The sequence below is a fragment of the Sulfurimonas sp. genome (assembly GCF_034005705.1).
Taxonomy (GTDB): Bacteria; Campylobacterota; Campylobacteria; order Campylobacterales; family Sulfurimonadaceae; genus Sulfurimonas.
On the sequence record NZ_JAVEUF010000003.1, the window covers coordinates 1 to 14928 of the forward strand.

Consider the following 14928-nt stretch of genomic DNA (forward strand, 5'->3'; position numbering starts at 1 on the left):
GTGAAAAAGTACTTGGACGTATCTTCAACGTTATCGGTGAGACTATAGATGAAGGTGAGCAGGTAACTGACGCTCCTATGTGGTCAATTCACCGTCAGCCGCCTGCACTGGTTGAGCAGTCGACTACAACAGAGATGTTTGAGACAGGTATTAAAGTTGTTGACCTTTTAGCGCCTTACTCTAAGGGTGGTAAAGTTGGATTGTTCGGTGGTGCCGGTGTTGGTAAAACAGTTATCATCATGGAGCTTATCCACAACGTTGCAATGGGTCATGACGGTCTATCTGTATTCGCAGGTGTCGGTGAGAGAACACGTGAAGGTAATGACCTTTACCACGAGATGAAGGACTCGAACGTACTTGACAAAGTTGCACTGTGCTATGGTCAGATGAGTGAGCCTCCGGGAGCACGTAACCGTATCGCTTTAACAGGTCTTACAATGGCTGAGTACTTCAGAGATGAAAAAGGTCTTGACGTATTGATGTTCATCGACAACATCTTCCGTTTCGCACAGTCTGGTTCAGAGATGTCTGCTCTTCTTGGTCGTATTCCATCAGCTGTTGGTTACCAACCGACATTGGCTCGTGAGATGGGTGCCCTTCAAGATCGTATTACATCTACTAAGAACGGTTCGATCACATCTGTTCAAGCTGTTTACGTTCCTGCGGATGACTTGACCGACCCGGCTCCGGCTTCCGTTTTTGCTCACTTGGATGCGACAACGGTTCTTAACCGTAAAATTGCTGAAAAAGGTATCTACCCTGCTGTTGATCCACTGGATTCATCTTCAAGATTACTTGATCCGCAAATCTTAGGTGAAGAGCACTACAGTGTAGCTCGCGGTGTACAGCAGACACTTCAGAAATATAAAGATTTGCAAGATATTATTGCGATTCTTGGTATGGATGAACTTAGCGAAGATGATAAAAATGTTGTTGAACGTGCTCGTAAGATAGAGAAGTTCTTGTCACAACCGTTCTTCGTTGCTGAAGTATTTACAGGTTCTCCGGGTAAATATGTTTCTTTAGATGACACTATTAAAGGATTTAAAATGATTCTTAATGGTGAATGTGACCACATGCCGGAAGGTTCTTTCTACATGGTTGGTGGTATAGATGAGGCGATTGAAAAAGCTGAAAAAATGAAGTAATTCATAAAGGACTGACATGGATAAGTTTAAACTTGAAATCCTGACTCCTAACGGCGTTATCTACAACGATGAAGCTGTTAGCGTGACTCTTCCCGGTGAAGAGGGCGAGTTTGGAGTTCTAGCACAACACTCTTGTTTGACCACACTGCTTGAAGCGGGTGTGATCGATATAGAGAAAGAGGATAAATCAGTCGAATCAATTCTTATTAATTGGGGCGTAGTTCAAGTTGATGAGGAAAAAGTTATTGTTTTGGTCGAGGGTGCCGTAGCAATTCGCGGAGAGACAGAGAGTGCTGTTTCTAAAGCGCTTGAAGATGCTAAGGAACTTATTGAATCTATTAAGGATAACAATCCTGCAATTGCTACCGTTACTGCAAGGCTTGAGTCTGCAGCGCAAAATTTACTCTAGATTATGATTAACGAAATAATTGATTTTTATATAAAAAGCCACCCTGTAACACTCGCTGTCTTGGCGATCTTGGCACTATACTTTATAGTGCTCAACTGGGTGTTCTTCTACCGATATTTTTCTCTAAACAGTTGGCATGAAATTGAGAGTCGCTCCTTAGAGTCTCTTCTTATGGGTGCAACAACTGTAGATACACAATCTTTTTTAAGCAATTTTTTAAAAACAAGCTCAAACAGTTCAAGAGATATTTTAACACTTGCCGCATCAGCAGCAACAAAAGATGCAACAAAGGGCCTTTCTGTATTATCGGTATTTGCTTCTACAACTCCTTTTATTGGACTATTCGGTACCGTTGTCTCAATATTGGATACGTTTACTCATATAGGGCAGAGCAGCGGGGGAATGTCCGTTATTGCAAGCGGAGTCTCTGATGCACTGGTTGCAACAGCAGCGGGTATTTTCGTTGCAATATTTGCTTATACGTACCATCAGATACTAAAGAGAAAATCATTTGAGCTAATTAGCTTTATAGAGATGCAAAGCGATGCAATAATAGCTAGAAAAGTGTAAAAATGGCTTATAACTGGGATGAAAAACCTGAACTAAATATTACGCCGTTAGTGGATGTAATGTTGGTTCTATTGGCTATTATGATGGTTATAGCGCCAAATATGATCTATGAGGAGAAGATTAATCTTCCTCAGAGCTCAAAAACAAAATCACTCTCTAAAATACCACCTGTTCATATTACGATAGATAAAGATTTGAATCTTAAGGTCAATAAAGACAACTACCAGCTAAATGCGTTTTTGGATAATTTTTTTCTATACTCAAAGAAGCTTGACTTAAAGGCAACTGTGCTTATCAGTGCTGATAAAAGTTTGGACTACGGTGTTGTTATGTCTGTTCTGGCTGCTGTCAAACAAGCCGGTTTTACAGAGGTATCATTAGCTACTAATGGATAATAAAAACTCCTACTTCTATGTTAGCGGTGCTATATCGCTCTCTCTCTTTCTATTTTTCTCTATCCTCTTTTTGCTATTTATAACTTCATCAAAAGAGATAAAGAGCTTTGCTATGAAAAAAGAGAACTATATATCCATATCTATGGATGTTCCCAAGATAGAATCCAGTGCCAAAAAAACTAAAGAGGCTCCTGTAAAAAAAGAGCAGGAGATAGAGCCTGTCGTAAAAGAAGAATCAAAACCGAATAGTACAACAGAGGTTCAAAAAAAAGTAAGAAGTGTTGAAGAACTATTTAGTGATGTTTGGACACAGGATATCAAAAAAACACAAGAGGTCAAAAAACCGCAAACCGACAAGAGGGTTTTAGACGAGATCCAAAGAAAGATCCAAAAAGCAGATGCAAACAGAGCCGAATCCATCTCTCAGAAAATCCAGAGCTTGGATACGCCAAAAACAGATGATGAGAGTTCAAAGAGCTCGACGGCAACAGAGGTTAATGAATATTTGGCTAAAATTCAAGCTTTGGTATATGAGCAGTTTTATCCTCCGAAAAACTCACAAGGCAACGCAGTAACTGCTGTTATAGAGCTTAGTGCAATGGGTAAGGTAATAGATTTTAGAATTCTTGCCTATTCGGACAATGAAGCTCTAAACAGAGAGTGCGATAAGATAAAAGATAGGCTCAGCGGTATACTTTTTCCAAAAAACCCTGACAATAGTTCGGGAAGATATAAAATAACACTAATTTCCAAGGAGTAATGTTTGAGATTTTTGATTTCATTTTTTATTACACTCACTTTTATGTTTGCAAGTGATGCCACTATAGAGGTCATAAAAAAGGTTGATTCACTTCCATCCCTGGCAATTGAGGATTCATCTGTTAGTTATGATGAGACTTTTAGAAACAGATTTTTTAAATCTTTGGTAGCCGATTTAAACGTTCTCTCTATATTCAATGTAGACAGATATCATCGTAAAGTAAGTTATGACGAAAGCACTGTGTTGGTAGAGAATAAAGATATGAACTACGTGCTTAGATACAAACTGAGCGAAGATGACAGCCGCGCACTTAATCTAGAGCTTAAGTTGATAAGTCAAGACAAAGTGATATTTAACAAAAACTATAAAGTCGGCAACACTAACGTATATATGTTTGTATCTCACACCATCGCGTATGATATAAACAAGTTTATGGGTGAAGCGCCTGTGGAGTGGATGAAGAGAAAAGTTATCTTCTCAAGAATGGTAGATGCTCAAAAAAGCGAGCTGGTGATCGCAGATTATACCCTTACATATCAGCATGTTGTTGTTAAAGGCGGCTTTAATATATTTCCAAAGTGGGCGAATAAAGAGCAGAGTGCATTTTATTACAGCTCTTTAGATGAGAAGGTGCCTACGCTGAAGTATGTTGATATTAAAACAGGTCAGAGCAGGGTCATAAAATCTTCTGATGGAATGATGATATGTTCGGATGTCAGTGATGACGGCAGCAAGCTTCTTTTGACAATGGCGCCGCAGGGCCAGCCGGATATATTTCTATATGATGTAAGAACCAAAGGCATGAAAAAACTGACCACTTTTGGCGGTATTGACGTAGGCGCTCAGTTTCTTGGCAACGATAGCATAGTGTTTGTCTCGGACCGTTTAGGATATCCGAATATCTTTTCAAAGAACTTGAATACAGGAAGTGTTGAGCAGATGGTCTACTACGGCAAAAGCAATGCTGCCTGTAGTGTCTTTGGTCAGTATATAGTCTATAAGGCAAGAGAGAGTTCCGAATCTTTCGGCGATAACACCTTTAATCTTCATCTGATCTCCATGGAGACTGATTTTATAAGAAGATTGACAGCAGTCGGTGTGAATGAGTTTCCTAGGTTTTCCGTGGACGGTGATGCGATAATCTTTATTAAAAACTATAAGGCTCAAAGCTCTATAGGTATAATTAGACTAAACCATAACAAAAATTATCTCTTTCCTCTAAAGTACGGAAAAGTCCAATCTATGGATTGGTAAAATTGTGATTATAAAAATATATTAATTTTATTTTGGTACAATCACAACAACTAAAATTGAAGGTAGAAAAAGATGAAAAGCATTTTAATCTCTAGTGCTATAGCGGCACTTTTAATGTTAAGCGGATGTGGTGACAAGGATCCAAAGATTGATGAGTCAGCGGTTGACAGTAGTGCTCAAGAAGTTGTACAAGACCCTTCAGCTCAAGAAGTTGCTCCTGTTCAAACAGAGACTGTATCTTCTAGCGAAGCATCGGTTATGAGTGACGGCACTTCACAAGAGACAGACGGTCAGGCAATGATGAGAATAGAGAAAGAGTTGTTGACTATCTATTTTGATTTTGACAAGTTTAACATAAGAAACGATATGCAAGGCAATCTTTCGACAGACGCAACTATTGCAAAGAATCAGGCAAAAGATTTTTCTATTAAACTAGAGGGCAATTGTGATGAGTGGGGAAGTGATGAGTATAACTTTGCTCTTGGATTAAAAAGATCTAACACAGTTAAAAAAGCTCTTGTTGCAGAGGGTGTTGATGAAAGCCGTATAACAATGGTAAGTTTTGGCGAGAGCAATCCGGTTTGTAACGATAAGACTAAAGAGTGCTGGGCTAAAAATCGTAGAGTTGACTTTAAACTTCTACCATAACACTATATGAACATGGTTAAATCAATTGCCTTTCTGGCAGTTACCCTCCCTTGTTATCTCTTGAGTGCCGAACCTTCAGCGTTTGGCGCAGGAGATCTAAATAATCCCAATCCATACGGCTTAACCTCGACAGAGGCTGTTTTACTTGAGACTAAAAAAAATCTCAATAAAGTTGTCGTAAAAAGCAATAATCAGGCAAATGAAGTAGAGTCTCTCAGACAGAGAGTCGACGGGCTGCAGAGCATCATCGAGAGCATTAGCACATCGTCGCATGAAAACAGACTAAAGATCAAATCTTTAGTTGATGAGAGTATGGCTAAAGATCAAAGCGGTGTTGAGTATGAGAAAAGAGTATCTAAAGCTATAGAGGATAATACGAACTCTATAGTTGTAAATACTAAAGAGATAGAGAAGATTAATCAATTGATCATCGAGATTTCTAAGATCGTCGACTCTATCAACGAGTCATACGTTACAAAAAGTGAGTTTAACTCACTCGTAAACGATGTCAACAACTTTAAAGATCTGGTAGCAAAAGAGCTAAAAGCAAAAGAGAAACAAGCTCCAAAACAGTCCACTTACGAGGGAATGAGCAATGGAGAAGTTGAGACAAAGGCAAAAGACCTTTATGACAAAAAGAGCTATAGCGAATCGATCAAATATTATAAGTATTTAATTGACAAAAACTATAAACCTGCTCGTTCCCACTATATGGTTGGAGAGATAGAATATTACAGAAAAAATTATGCTGAGGCAATAGCATACTTTAAAAAAAGCGCATCACTCTACTCAAAGGCTGATTATATGCCTCTTTTGATGTTGCATACTGCAATCTCAATGGATGAGACAGGTGATAAAAAAAATGCGGCAACTTTTTATGATGCCGTAATTTCACAATTTCCAAACAGCGACTCTGCAAAAACGGCTAAAAGCAGACTAAGCAAGATCCAACAGTAATAGATTTAGTAATTACTGTAATTATGATAAAATCACAAAAAATAAAAGGCATATAAAATGGCAATAGAGACAAATCAAATCGTATCGATAGAGTATGAAGTCAATGACGGAGAAAAAGTCGTAGATAGCAACATCGGCGGCGAGCCGCTTGTATTTATGTTTGGAAAAGGTCAGATCATTCCAGGGCTTGAGAATGCTATAGCAGATATGAGCATAGGTCAAAAGGCTGAAGTAACCGTAAAGGCAAAAGATGCATACGGCGAGTATAACTCTGAGGCTATTCAAGAGGTTCCTAAAGATCAATTCTCGGGCATTGATCTAGAAGAGGGAATGACTCTTTATGGTCAAGGCGAAGATGGCGGCACTGTTCAGGTCACTGTTAAAGAGATAGGCGATGAGAGTGTTATTATTGACTTTAACCATCCATTGGCTGGCAAAGATTTGGCTTTCGTAGTATCTATAAACAATATCAGAGAAGCTTCTGCTGATGAGATCATGAGTGGTATTCCTGTAGAGAACCAGCACGACGACTGCTGTGGCACAGGTGGCGGCACTGGTTGTGGATGCTAGTTATATAACTGCATGTCCATCTTCGGCACAAGCATTTAAAACAGCCACTCTCTTAAAATCACTAAACGTAAACGCTCTCATAACAGGAGAGGTCGGGGTGGGCAAGAGAAGTTTGGCTCACTACATACTTCCTGATGCTCCTATTTTTGATGCATCGAATTATGATGAGCTTTTAGCTGCTCTTGAGAGCATAAAGAGCGTGATTATCACGAATATAGAAAACTCACCTAATATAAAAAAAGTACTAGACGCTTTAAGCGCTAAGAACATAAGAGTGGTGGCAACTGCCAAAAGTTCATATTATAATAAAGATGCAGATAAATTTTTCAGTGTTAAGTTCGAGATACCTCCGCTTAGAGAGAGACCAGAAGATGTTGATGCGTTAATAGAAAAATTCATCAAAGAAGCGTCTCTGCTCTTTTGTTCAAAAGATGAGTTTAAAGTAAAATCTTTCAAGCCTGATTTGAGCCAAAACTCAAACTCTCTAAGAAGACAGGTTATGATAAATTATCTTCTGCAGGATATTCAAGAAGATGAGATAATGGAGATAGTTCAAAACTATTTAGTTGAACGTCTAGGTTCCAATAATGACTATAAAAAGTTTTTACATCTTTATGAGGTTCCAATTATCAGGGCGGGACTTAAGAGATTCAGATCTCAGCTCCAGCTTGCAGACAAACTTGGATTAAACAGAAATACTCTTAGAAAAAAGATGGCTGACAATATAAACTACTTAGAAAAAGGGATAAAATGAAAAAAATAGCGATGATTTTTGCAGGACAGGGTTCTCAGGCTACAGGGATGGGAAAGGATTTTTACGATAATTCGGAAGTCGCACGTGAGATGTTTGAAGAGGCAGGAAAAAGAGCAGGGCTTAAATTTGAAGAGTTGATTTTCGCTGAACACGACTTGTTGAATCAGACTGCATATACACAGCCTGCAATTCTTTTGGTTCAAATGGTAGCATATCGTCTTTTTAAGGAGAAGTGTCCAAATATAAAAGCTGAACTTTTCTTGGGGCACTCATTGGGTGAGTTTTCAGCTCTGTGTGCCAGCGGTGCGATAGATTATACCGACGCGGTAGAACTTGTTCACAGACGCGGACAGCTTATGCAGGATGCTTGTACCGATATTGAGGCAGGCATGATGGTGGTTATGGGTCTTGATGATGAGAGCGTTGAGAAGATATGTGCAGATGCACAAAGTCAGGGGAAAAAAGTTTGGCCGGCAAACTATAATCAGGATGGGCAGCTTGTTGTTGCAGGAATGAAGAGTGATCTGGAATCTTTGGAACAGACTTTTAAAGATGCGGGTGCAAAAAGAGCACTTCTTTTAAATATGTCTGTAGCGAGCCACTGTGAGCTGCTTTCACCTGCTCAGATCCCGCTTAAGAGTTTGATGGAGGGGATGATCGAGGATAGTTTTGAAGCACCTGTTATCTCAAATGTGACTACTGGGGGATATGCGACTAAAAATGAAGCAGTAGAGCTTTTAACAGAACAGCTTATAAAACCTGTTAAATACAAACAGTCTATATTGGCAATAGCAGACAAGGTAGATATTGCGATCGAGTTTGGAAACGGAGCAACTTTAAAAGGTTTGAACAAAAGAATCGCTCCAAATCTAGAGACTTACAATGTCTCAGATATGAAATCACTACAAGAAGTCATTGAGAAAATTTGCAACTAAGATGAGAATAACATTAGCTCAGACATCGCCAAGACTTAATCGCTCAAACTTAGAGGAAGTTGCATCCATCATTGATGCCCATAAAGATGATAGTGATTTAATTGTATTTGGTGAGTTGTCTTTAAACGGCTATCTACTTCAAGATAAGCTCTATGAAGATGCGTGGGAGATTGATGAGCTTGATCTCTTAAAAGAGCTGAGCCTTAAGACGGATATAGTTATAGGTGCTGCTATAAGAGACAAAGAGAGCTTTAGAAATACGGCACTCTATTTTTCAAATGGGAGGCTTCTCTCTAAACACTATAAAGTGCATCTTCCAAACTACGGGATGTTTGAAGAGGCTAGATATTTTAAAGCGGGAACTCTTTTTGAGAGTTTTTCAACACAGTTTGGAAAAGTCTCAATGGTTGTGTGTGAAGATCTTTGGCATAAGGATGTTCATGAAAAGCTGATGGCAGAGAACCCGGATTATATAGTGGCACTTGTCGCATCTCCTGCAAGAGGTTTTAGTGACAGGGGACTGGATATAGAAGATAAGTGGTACGAGATAATCAGAACAGTTGCCGCGGAGTGCAGAGCTAAACTTATCTTTGTAAACAGGGTTGGTTTTGAGGATGGGCTTGGTTTTTGGGGCGGAAGCTGTATAGTTGATGAAAATGCAGAAATATTACACAAGTTGCCGCGTTACAAAAAAGAAGTAAAAACATTTAAAATATAGGGGAGTTTATGAAAATAGCAATAATGGGGGCAATGCCAGAAGAGGTTGCTCCGATACTCGAAAAAGTCGGCTCGTATAAAACGGTAGAGTATGCCCAAAACAGATATTACGAGGCAAACTATAGAGGAGTTGAACTGGTAATTGCCTACTCGAAGATAGGCAAGGTATTCTCTACTCTTACCGCTACGACTATGATCGAGCATTTTGGAGCAACCAAACTTCTGTTTTCAGGGGTTGCGGGAGCAATATCCTCTACATTAAAGGTAGGTGATCTGATAGTTGCTACAAAGCTCTCCCAGCACGATCTGGATATTACCGCATTTGGTCACCCTTTTGGCTATGTTCCCGAAGGAGCGGTCTTTGTGGAGGCCGATAAAGATATGATTGAGATGAGTAAAGATGTTGCTGCAAGCATGGGCAAGAAAGTACAAGAGGGAATTATTGCGACAGGAGATCAGTTTGTGGCAAACGAAGAGAGAAAGAACTGGATAGGCTCTACGTTTGGCGCGGATGCGCTTGAGATGGAGGGCGGGAGTGTTGCTGTGGTTTGCAGTGCATTAAACGTGCCGTTCTTTATACTTCGTGCGATCAGTGATGCGGCTGATATGGATGCTAGCTTTAGTTTTGACGAATTTTTAGAGACTAGTGCTAAAGAGAGCGCTGAGTTTGTTATGAAAATGGTGGACAAAGTTGTCGATAAAAATATCTAAAAAAATCATGTCTAAGCTCGGAAAGACAAATGCCGAGTTCGGTTTGATAGAAGAGGGTGACAAGATCTTAGTAGGTCTTAGCGGCGGAAAAGATTCGCTTACATTGGTCCATGCGCTAAAAGAGCAGCAACGCCGAGCACCTTTTAAGTTTGAGTTTATTGCGGTGACTGTCTCATACGGGATGGGTGAAAATTTTAATAAATTGATCGCACACTGCAGAGAGCATGAGATACCGCATGCTATTCATGATACGCAGATATATGAGTTGGCAGAGGAAAAAATAAGAAAAAACTCGTCGTTTTGCAGTTTTTTTTCACGTATGAGAAGGGGCTCGCTCTACAGCGCAGCACAGCAGCACGGCTGTAATAAAGTTGCATTGGGCCATCATATGGATGACGCAGCGGAGAGCTTCTTTATGAACTTTATCTATAACGGGCAACTTCGCTCTCTTGCACCGAAATACAGAGCGGATAACGGATTGATTGTCATACGTCCATTGATCCAGATGAGAGAGCGCCAGCTTGCGGCTTTTGCTCTTGATAATGGTATTCCTACCATTGGTGATGAAGCTTGTCCGGCAATGAGATTTGATGTCAAGATGCCTTATGCAAGAGCAAACACAAAAGAGATGCTCTCTAAAATGGAGAAGGAGTTTCCATCACTCTTTACAAGCTTGAACGCTGCATTTAAAAATATCTCAGTAGAGACCTTTTTTGATAAAGAGAGGTTTAATATTTAGACTCTATCTTCTCTTCATCTTTTTCGATTTGTGATCTTCTCTCATGAAGAGTCTCCTCTTTTGTTTTTTGCAAGAACTCTATCATATTCTCTTGATATGAGATTGTATCTCTGTCGTGCGAGAGCAAAAGAAGCTCCTTGAGCGAGTCAATATCTATTTTTTTTGCATATCTTGGCATGAGTTTTAGCTCTTTTTGAATATTTGAGACGAGCGTATCAATATCAAGCCCATTGTTTTCTTTTACTTTTTTTACAAGCTCTTTGGTATTTAGCATAAGAAGATTTGCTCTTTCATCATCATTTTTATATATATTCATGCCGATCTTTTTAATAATTAAGAAGTCGTCTGCTTTTATATTTTCATTTGCACTTAGAATTAGAGCAAAGAGTTTGGCACGAAACTCAAGAGAGCTGTGATTGTATACGAAGAGTTCGCGAAAAGCATTGAATAGATAGTGTTTGATCTTAGAGGCAAGCTGCATTTAAATACCTTGAATAATCTAATGCGATATTATACCAAATAGAGTTATTAATGGCTACGCAAAACTCTATTTAAGAGCGCAGATTTGGTATAATACGATTTTAATTTTGCATAAGCATAATAAACAGAGAATACTAAAATGAGGATATATCTATGGGAAGAGCCTTTGAGTACAGAAAAGCATCAAAGCTAAAAAGATGGGGGGCAATGTCAAAACTGTTTCCTAAACTTGGAAAAATTATTACTATGGCCGCAAAAGAGGGCGGAACTGATCCTGATATGAATCCAAGACTGCGTACGGCTATCTTGAACGCGAAAGCTGAAAATATGCCAAAAGACAATATTGAAGCGGCTATAAAAAGAGCGACCGCAAAAGATACGGCAAGCATGATGGAAGTTAGTTTTGAAGGAAAAGCTCCACATGGCGTACAGCTTTTTATAGAGTGTATGACCGACAATAATACAAGAACAGTAGCTAATGTAAAAAATATACTTACAAAGCATGGCGGCGAGATGCTTACAAAGGGCTCTTTGGAGTTTATGTTCGACAGAAAAGCTCTTTTTGAATTTCCTTTAAAGGATGGTATGGATTTAGAGGAGCTTGAGCTGGAGTTGATAGATGCAGGCCTCGAAGATATAGAAGAAGAGGACGGAGTTGTGATACTCACGGGTGATTATACAAGCTTTGGCGCATTAAACAGCGCATTAGAAGATATGGGCATAGAGATCACAAAAGCAAATCTGGAGAGAATGGCGAACGCACCTATCACGATAACAGAAGCACAGCAAGCAGATATAGATAAAATATTAGATAGACTAGAAGATGACGAGGATGTCCAAAAAGTATTTACGAATTTGGCATAGAGGTGTTAAGATATAGGAGTTCTCCTATATCTTCTTGTCTATTTTCCCATCACCGCATTACCCATATCCCACATTGGCAAGAATATACCAAGAGCAAGAAGAAGAACCATTGCAGCAATGATAAAGAGCATAATAGGTTCAATCGCCTCATTTAGCCCGTCTATTATCGCATCAAATCTCATTTTATAGTACTCTGCCACCTTTTTTATCATGGTATCAAGCGTACCGCTATCCTCGCCGGCACTGATCATCTGGATGATCATGTTCTCAAAGAGTTTTGTGTCTTCTAAACCCTCATTTAAAGCTGCACCTTTTTCAACAGACGCTCTTACCGAGGAAAGCTTTGCCTTAAGAGGCAGATTGTCGATCATTGATATAGAGGTGTCAAGTGCTTCGGCAATAGGAATACCTGCACGGATAAGCTCTGAGAAAACAAGCGTAAAACGGCTTAGTGTCGCATACATGACAATATCTTTTATTAGATAGGTTTTAAGAAGAAACTGATGCCAGCCAAACCTTATGTCCTTATAGTTATTTATGAGATATTTAAATATTGCAAAGATTATGATCAGAGAAGCTAAAAGGTAGAGACCGTAATTATTAAAGAGATATTCTAATTTTAACAGTATTAGTGTAGGAAGAGGAAGCTCGGCATTAAATTTTTCAAACATAGTTTTAAAATTAGGAACAACATAAGATATAAGAATTGTAAAAGCGATAGCCATTGCGATCATAACGTTTCTTGGATATGCCATCGCTTTTTTAAACTTAACAATGTTTGCACGTATCTCTTCTAGCATGTCGGCCAAAGAGTAGAGGGCATCATCCAGATTACCGGTTTTCTCTCCAAGCTGGACCATGGCGATTGCAAGATTTCCAAGCTCAAAACGGAAGTTCTCCATCGATTTTGAGAGAGAGTGTCCTGAATTTATGTCTTCTGCAAGTTTTCCGAATACTAGTTTTAGATTCTCTTCTTGTGTAGATTTTGCTATCTCGCTTAGTGAGTCATAGATCGAGATCCCGGCATTTGTCATAACCGCTAACTGCCTAATAGCAGCTATCAGAGAGTCGGGCTTTATCTTTCTTTTTTTAACATTGCTAAGTAGATTAGCTTTGAATCTTTTAAATTGAGCTTCGAGCGGCTCAGTCTCTTCTGCAATCTTAATGATAATTCCGGAATGCTTGAGTTTTGTAAGCTCGTTAGCATGCTTTCTATTTTCGGCATACAGTCCAATCTGCTCTTTTTTACCCTTTGAAAGGATAGTTGCTACATAGTATTTCATTATTTTGCCACCCTTAAAATTTCTTCTAAACTTGTAACACCTTCTAAAGCCTTATTCACACCGTTTTCAAACAATCCGACAAATCCGTCCTCAACTGCTTGAGCATGTAAAGCCTCAAGTGATGCACCTTTTGCAATTAGAGATGTTATTTTTTCGTTAACAACCAAAACTTCACAGATCATCTCTCTTCCCATGTATCCTGTTCCGTTACACTCTTTACAGCCGGCTCCCGTATAAAATTTGGCATTTTCAGGTACCAGATGGCTTATCTCCTCTATGGTTGCCGCTGAGATCCTCTCCTCCGTTTTACAGTTTTTACATATCTTTCTTACAAGTCTTTGAGCCTGTATCGCAACCAAAGAACCACTGATAAGATAAGAGGGCACGCCCATATCCACCATACGTGTAATAGCGCTTATGGAGTCGTTTGTGTGGAGCGTCGATATTACCAAGTGACCTGTAAGAGCAGCTTTAATAGCTATCTCCAGAGTCTCTGAGTCACGAATCTCACCGATCATGATCTTATCAGGATCCTGTCTTAAGATAGACCTAAGAGCCGCTGCAAATGTTAATCCCACTTTAGGATTTACCTGAACCTGCTGAATAAGGTTCATCCTGTACTCAACAGGGTCTTCAACGGTGATTACTTTGTCCTCAACATTTCTAAGCTCGTTAAGCGCTCCGTAGAGAGTTGTCGTCTTACCACTTCCTGTAGGACCCGTTACAAGAATGATACCGTAAGGTGTTTTTAGAGCCTTTATGAACTTGTTGTAGCTCTCTGTATCCATACCTGCTTCTTCAAGTTTTACTAGTGCCTTTTGTTTGTCAAGAACCCTCATAACGATAGACTCGCCGTAGAGAATAGGAAGCGTGGATATACGGAAATCGTACTCTCTAGAGCCTACTAACGTTGAGAAACGTCCGTCTTGAGGTTTTCTTTTTTCCGCAATATCAAGATTTGACAATAATTTTAGTCTTGAGGCAAGAGGAGGATAGATATCCTTTTCAAAAATAAATACCTCTATCAGTTTTCCGTCTATTCTTGTACGGACAACACAGTTTTTTTCTGTAGGCTCAATATGCACGTCACTGGCACGGCTTTTAATACAAGAGTTTAATATAACGTCGATCAGAAGCAGTATTGAAGATGCTTCTTGCTGTTCATCTATTGAGTTTATAGAGTTAAGTTCATCTCTTATTTTTTTGACAAGCCCTTTTACGCTATCTTTAATTTCAACTTTAAAAAGATATGACTCGATCTGTTTTTTTGTAGCAACTGCAATTTTTATAGGTTTCGTTGGAAAGAGCCTCTGTACCGCTTCATGGGCTTCAATGTCAAGAGGATCACAAAAAGCGACAGTTATACTTAGATCATCTTCCGATACAGGAAGAGCATTGTACTTTTTTAGCTGTGCAAGAGATACTTTCTCAGTAAGCCTGTAATCCATATCTATTGAGTCTAGATCAAGAAAAAGAAGGTTCTGTTTTTGGGCAAGTTTAAGAAGAACATCTTTTTCTTGGATATAGTCGTAGTTGTCAATAATAGATAGATCGTACTCACCGCTCTGTATCTTATCGACAATAAATCTGACCAGTCTATCCATGGTCATAAAACCAGAAATAGTAATATCTCTAAGTATTAGGTTACTGTCAAGTCCTTTAGCTATAAGCCTGTCAACCTGACTCTTCATTATGGAGCCATTAGCCAGTAAATCAGATGTTATTCTATCCATA

18 protein-coding genes are annotated in these 14928 nt (G+C 39.2%); 15 read left to right on the forward strand and 3 right to left on the reverse strand.

The genetic code is table 11. The features are described from left to right. From atpD to RBR61_RS02710, 14 genes are all read left to right on the forward strand, one after another. The coding region (gene atpD, locus RBR61_RS02645) for a F0F1 ATP synthase subunit beta (protein WP_320341958.1) at positions 1–1148 on the forward strand (1148 nt) is incomplete at its 5' end. Between the two features lie 16 nt (positions 1149–1164). Then, complete coding sequence (gene atpC / locus RBR61_RS02650; RefSeq protein WP_320341959.1) at positions 1165–1557, forward strand: ATP synthase F1 subunit epsilon; 393 nt, start codon at positions 1165–1167, stop codon at positions 1555–1557. Positions 1558–1560: 3 nt separating this feature from the next. Continuing rightward, the gene (locus tag RBR61_RS02655; protein ID WP_320341960.1) at positions 1561–2127 is read left to right on the forward strand and encodes a MotA/TolQ/ExbB proton channel family protein; all 567 of its coding nucleotides are present in this window, start codon (positions 1561–1563) and stop codon (positions 2125–2127) included. 2 nt (positions 2128–2129) lie between these two features. Then, positions 2130–2522, forward strand: a complete 393-nt coding sequence (locus RBR61_RS02660) for a biopolymer transporter ExbD (protein ID WP_137013522.1) — start codon at positions 2130–2132, stop codon at positions 2520–2522. Next, the gene (locus RBR61_RS02665) at positions 2515–3282 is read left to right on the forward strand and encodes a TonB C-terminal domain-containing protein (RefSeq protein WP_320341961.1); all 768 of its coding nucleotides are present in this window, start codon (positions 2515–2517) and stop codon (positions 3280–3282) included. The genes RBR61_RS02660 and RBR61_RS02665 overlap by 8 nt, the downstream gene beginning before the upstream one ends. Before the next feature lie 3 nt (positions 3283–3285). Then, positions 3286–4536, forward strand: coding sequence for a Tol-Pal system protein TolB (gene tolB, locus RBR61_RS02670; protein WP_320341962.1), 1251 nt, complete (start codon positions 3286–3288; stop codon positions 4534–4536). A gap of 72 nt (positions 4537–4608) precedes the next feature. Continuing rightward, positions 4609–5184, forward strand: a complete 576-nt coding sequence (locus tag RBR61_RS02675) for an OmpA family protein (RefSeq protein ID WP_320341963.1) — start codon at positions 4609–4611, stop codon at positions 5182–5184. A 6-nt stretch (positions 5185–5190) separates the two neighbouring features. Continuing rightward, positions 5191–6141, forward strand: a complete 951-nt coding sequence (locus RBR61_RS02680; RefSeq protein WP_320341964.1) for a tetratricopeptide repeat protein — start codon at positions 5191–5193, stop codon at positions 6139–6141. A 57-nt stretch (positions 6142–6198) separates the two neighbouring features. Then, a complete protein-coding gene (locus RBR61_RS02685; protein WP_320341965.1) occupies positions 6199–6711 on the forward strand; it encodes a peptidylprolyl isomerase in 513 nt (170 codons plus the stop codon). Next, positions 6686–7465 carry a helix-turn-helix domain-containing protein gene (locus RBR61_RS02690; RefSeq protein ID WP_320341966.1) on the forward strand — a complete coding sequence of 260 codons (780 nt, stop codon included), beginning with the start codon at positions 6686–6688 and terminating at the stop codon, positions 7463–7465. The genes RBR61_RS02685 and RBR61_RS02690 overlap by 26 nt, the downstream gene beginning before the upstream one ends. After that, positions 7462–8400: an ACP S-malonyltransferase gene (fabD, locus tag RBR61_RS02695; RefSeq protein ID WP_320341967.1), complete on the forward strand. Its 939-nt coding sequence runs from the start codon at positions 7462–7464 to the stop codon at positions 8398–8400. Before RBR61_RS02690 ends, fabD begins: the two co-directional genes overlap by 4 nt. Further along, on the forward strand, positions 8381–9118 hold the full coding sequence (locus RBR61_RS02700; protein WP_320341968.1) for a nitrilase-related carbon-nitrogen hydrolase: 738 nt from the start codon (positions 8381–8383) through the stop codon (positions 9116–9118). The genes fabD and RBR61_RS02700 overlap by 20 nt, the downstream gene beginning before the upstream one ends. Positions 9119–9126: 8 nt before the next feature. Continuing rightward, positions 9127–9828 carry a 5'-methylthioadenosine/adenosylhomocysteine nucleosidase gene (locus RBR61_RS02705; protein WP_320341969.1) on the forward strand — a complete coding sequence of 234 codons (702 nt, stop codon included), beginning with the start codon at positions 9127–9129 and terminating at the stop codon, positions 9826–9828. Positions 9829–9835: 7 nt separating this feature from the next. Next, a complete protein-coding gene (locus RBR61_RS02710) occupies positions 9836–10567 on the forward strand; it encodes an ATP-binding protein (RefSeq protein WP_320341970.1) in 732 nt (243 codons plus the stop codon). Here RBR61_RS02710 and RBR61_RS02715 read toward each other — a convergent pair. After that, the gene (locus RBR61_RS02715; RefSeq protein ID WP_320341971.1) at positions 10557–11048 is read right to left on the reverse strand and encodes a hypothetical protein; all 492 of its coding nucleotides are present in this window, start codon (positions 11046–11048) and stop codon (positions 10557–10559) included. The two genes, RBR61_RS02710 and RBR61_RS02715, sit on opposite strands and share 11 nt — an antisense overlap. A gap of 152 nt (positions 11049–11200) precedes the next feature. On the opposite strand from RBR61_RS02715, the gene RBR61_RS02720 reads away from it, so the two are divergent. Continuing rightward, entirely contained in the window at positions 11201–11911 is a 711-nt protein-coding gene (locus RBR61_RS02720; RefSeq protein ID WP_320341972.1) for a YebC/PmpR family DNA-binding transcriptional regulator, read from the forward strand. 38 nt (positions 11912–11949) lie between these two features. Here the strand turns inward: RBR61_RS02720 and RBR61_RS02725 are convergent, their stop codons facing one another. Both RBR61_RS02725 and RBR61_RS02730 read right to left on the reverse strand, forming a co-directional pair. Continuing rightward, on the reverse strand, positions 11950–13194 hold the full coding sequence (locus RBR61_RS02725; protein WP_320341973.1) for a type II secretion system F family protein: 1245 nt from the start codon (positions 13192–13194) through the stop codon (positions 11950–11952). Continuing rightward, positions 13194–14927, reverse strand: coding sequence for a GspE/PulE family protein (locus RBR61_RS02730; protein WP_320341974.1), 1734 nt, complete (start codon positions 14925–14927; stop codon positions 13194–13196). The genes RBR61_RS02725 and RBR61_RS02730 overlap by 1 nt, the downstream gene beginning before the upstream one ends. Position 14928 lies beyond the last annotated feature (1 nt).

Bases quoted from the DNA above. Each gene is read 5' to 3' on its own strand.
- atpC (WP_320341959.1), top strand. From the start codon at position 1,165: ATGGATAAGTTTAAACTTGAAATCCTGACTCCTAACGGCGTTATCTAC.
- RBR61_RS02655 (WP_320341960.1), top strand. From the start codon at position 1,561: ATGATTAACGAAATAATTGATTTTTATATAAAAAGCCACCCTGTAACA.
- RBR61_RS02660 (WP_137013522.1), top strand. From the start codon at position 2,130: ATGGCTTATAACTGGGATGAAAAACCTGAACTAAATATTACGCCGTTA.
- RBR61_RS02665 (WP_320341961.1), top strand. From the start codon at position 2,515: ATGGATAATAAAAACTCCTACTTCTATGTTAGCGGTGCTATATCGCTC.
- RBR61_RS02675 (WP_320341963.1), top strand. From the start codon at position 4,609: ATGAAAAGCATTTTAATCTCTAGTGCTATAGCGGCACTTTTAATGTTA.
- RBR61_RS02680 (WP_320341964.1), top strand. From the start codon at position 5,191: ATGAACATGGTTAAATCAATTGCCTTTCTGGCAGTTACCCTCCCTTGT.
- RBR61_RS02685 (WP_320341965.1), top strand. From the start codon at position 6,199: ATGGCAATAGAGACAAATCAAATCGTATCGATAGAGTATGAAGTCAAT.
- fabD (WP_320341967.1), top strand. From the start codon at position 7,462: ATGAAAAAAATAGCGATGATTTTTGCAGGACAGGGTTCTCAGGCTACA.
- RBR61_RS02705 (WP_320341969.1), top strand. From the start codon at position 9,127: ATGAAAATAGCAATAATGGGGGCAATGCCAGAAGAGGTTGCTCCGATA.
- RBR61_RS02710 (WP_320341970.1), top strand. From the start codon at position 9,836: ATGTCTAAGCTCGGAAAGACAAATGCCGAGTTCGGTTTGATAGAAGAG.
- RBR61_RS02715 (WP_320341971.1), bottom strand. From the start codon at position 11,048: ATGCAGCTTGCCTCTAAGATCAAACACTATCTATTCAATGCTTTTCGC.
- RBR61_RS02720 (WP_320341972.1), top strand. From the start codon at position 11,201: ATGGGAAGAGCCTTTGAGTACAGAAAAGCATCAAAGCTAAAAAGATGG.
- RBR61_RS02725 (WP_320341973.1), bottom strand. From the start codon at position 13,194: ATGAAATACTATGTAGCAACTATCCTTTCAAAGGGTAAAAAAGAGCAG.
- RBR61_RS02730 (WP_320341974.1), bottom strand. From the start codon at position 14,927: ATGGATAGAATAACATCTGATTTACTGGCTAATGGCTCCATAATGAAG.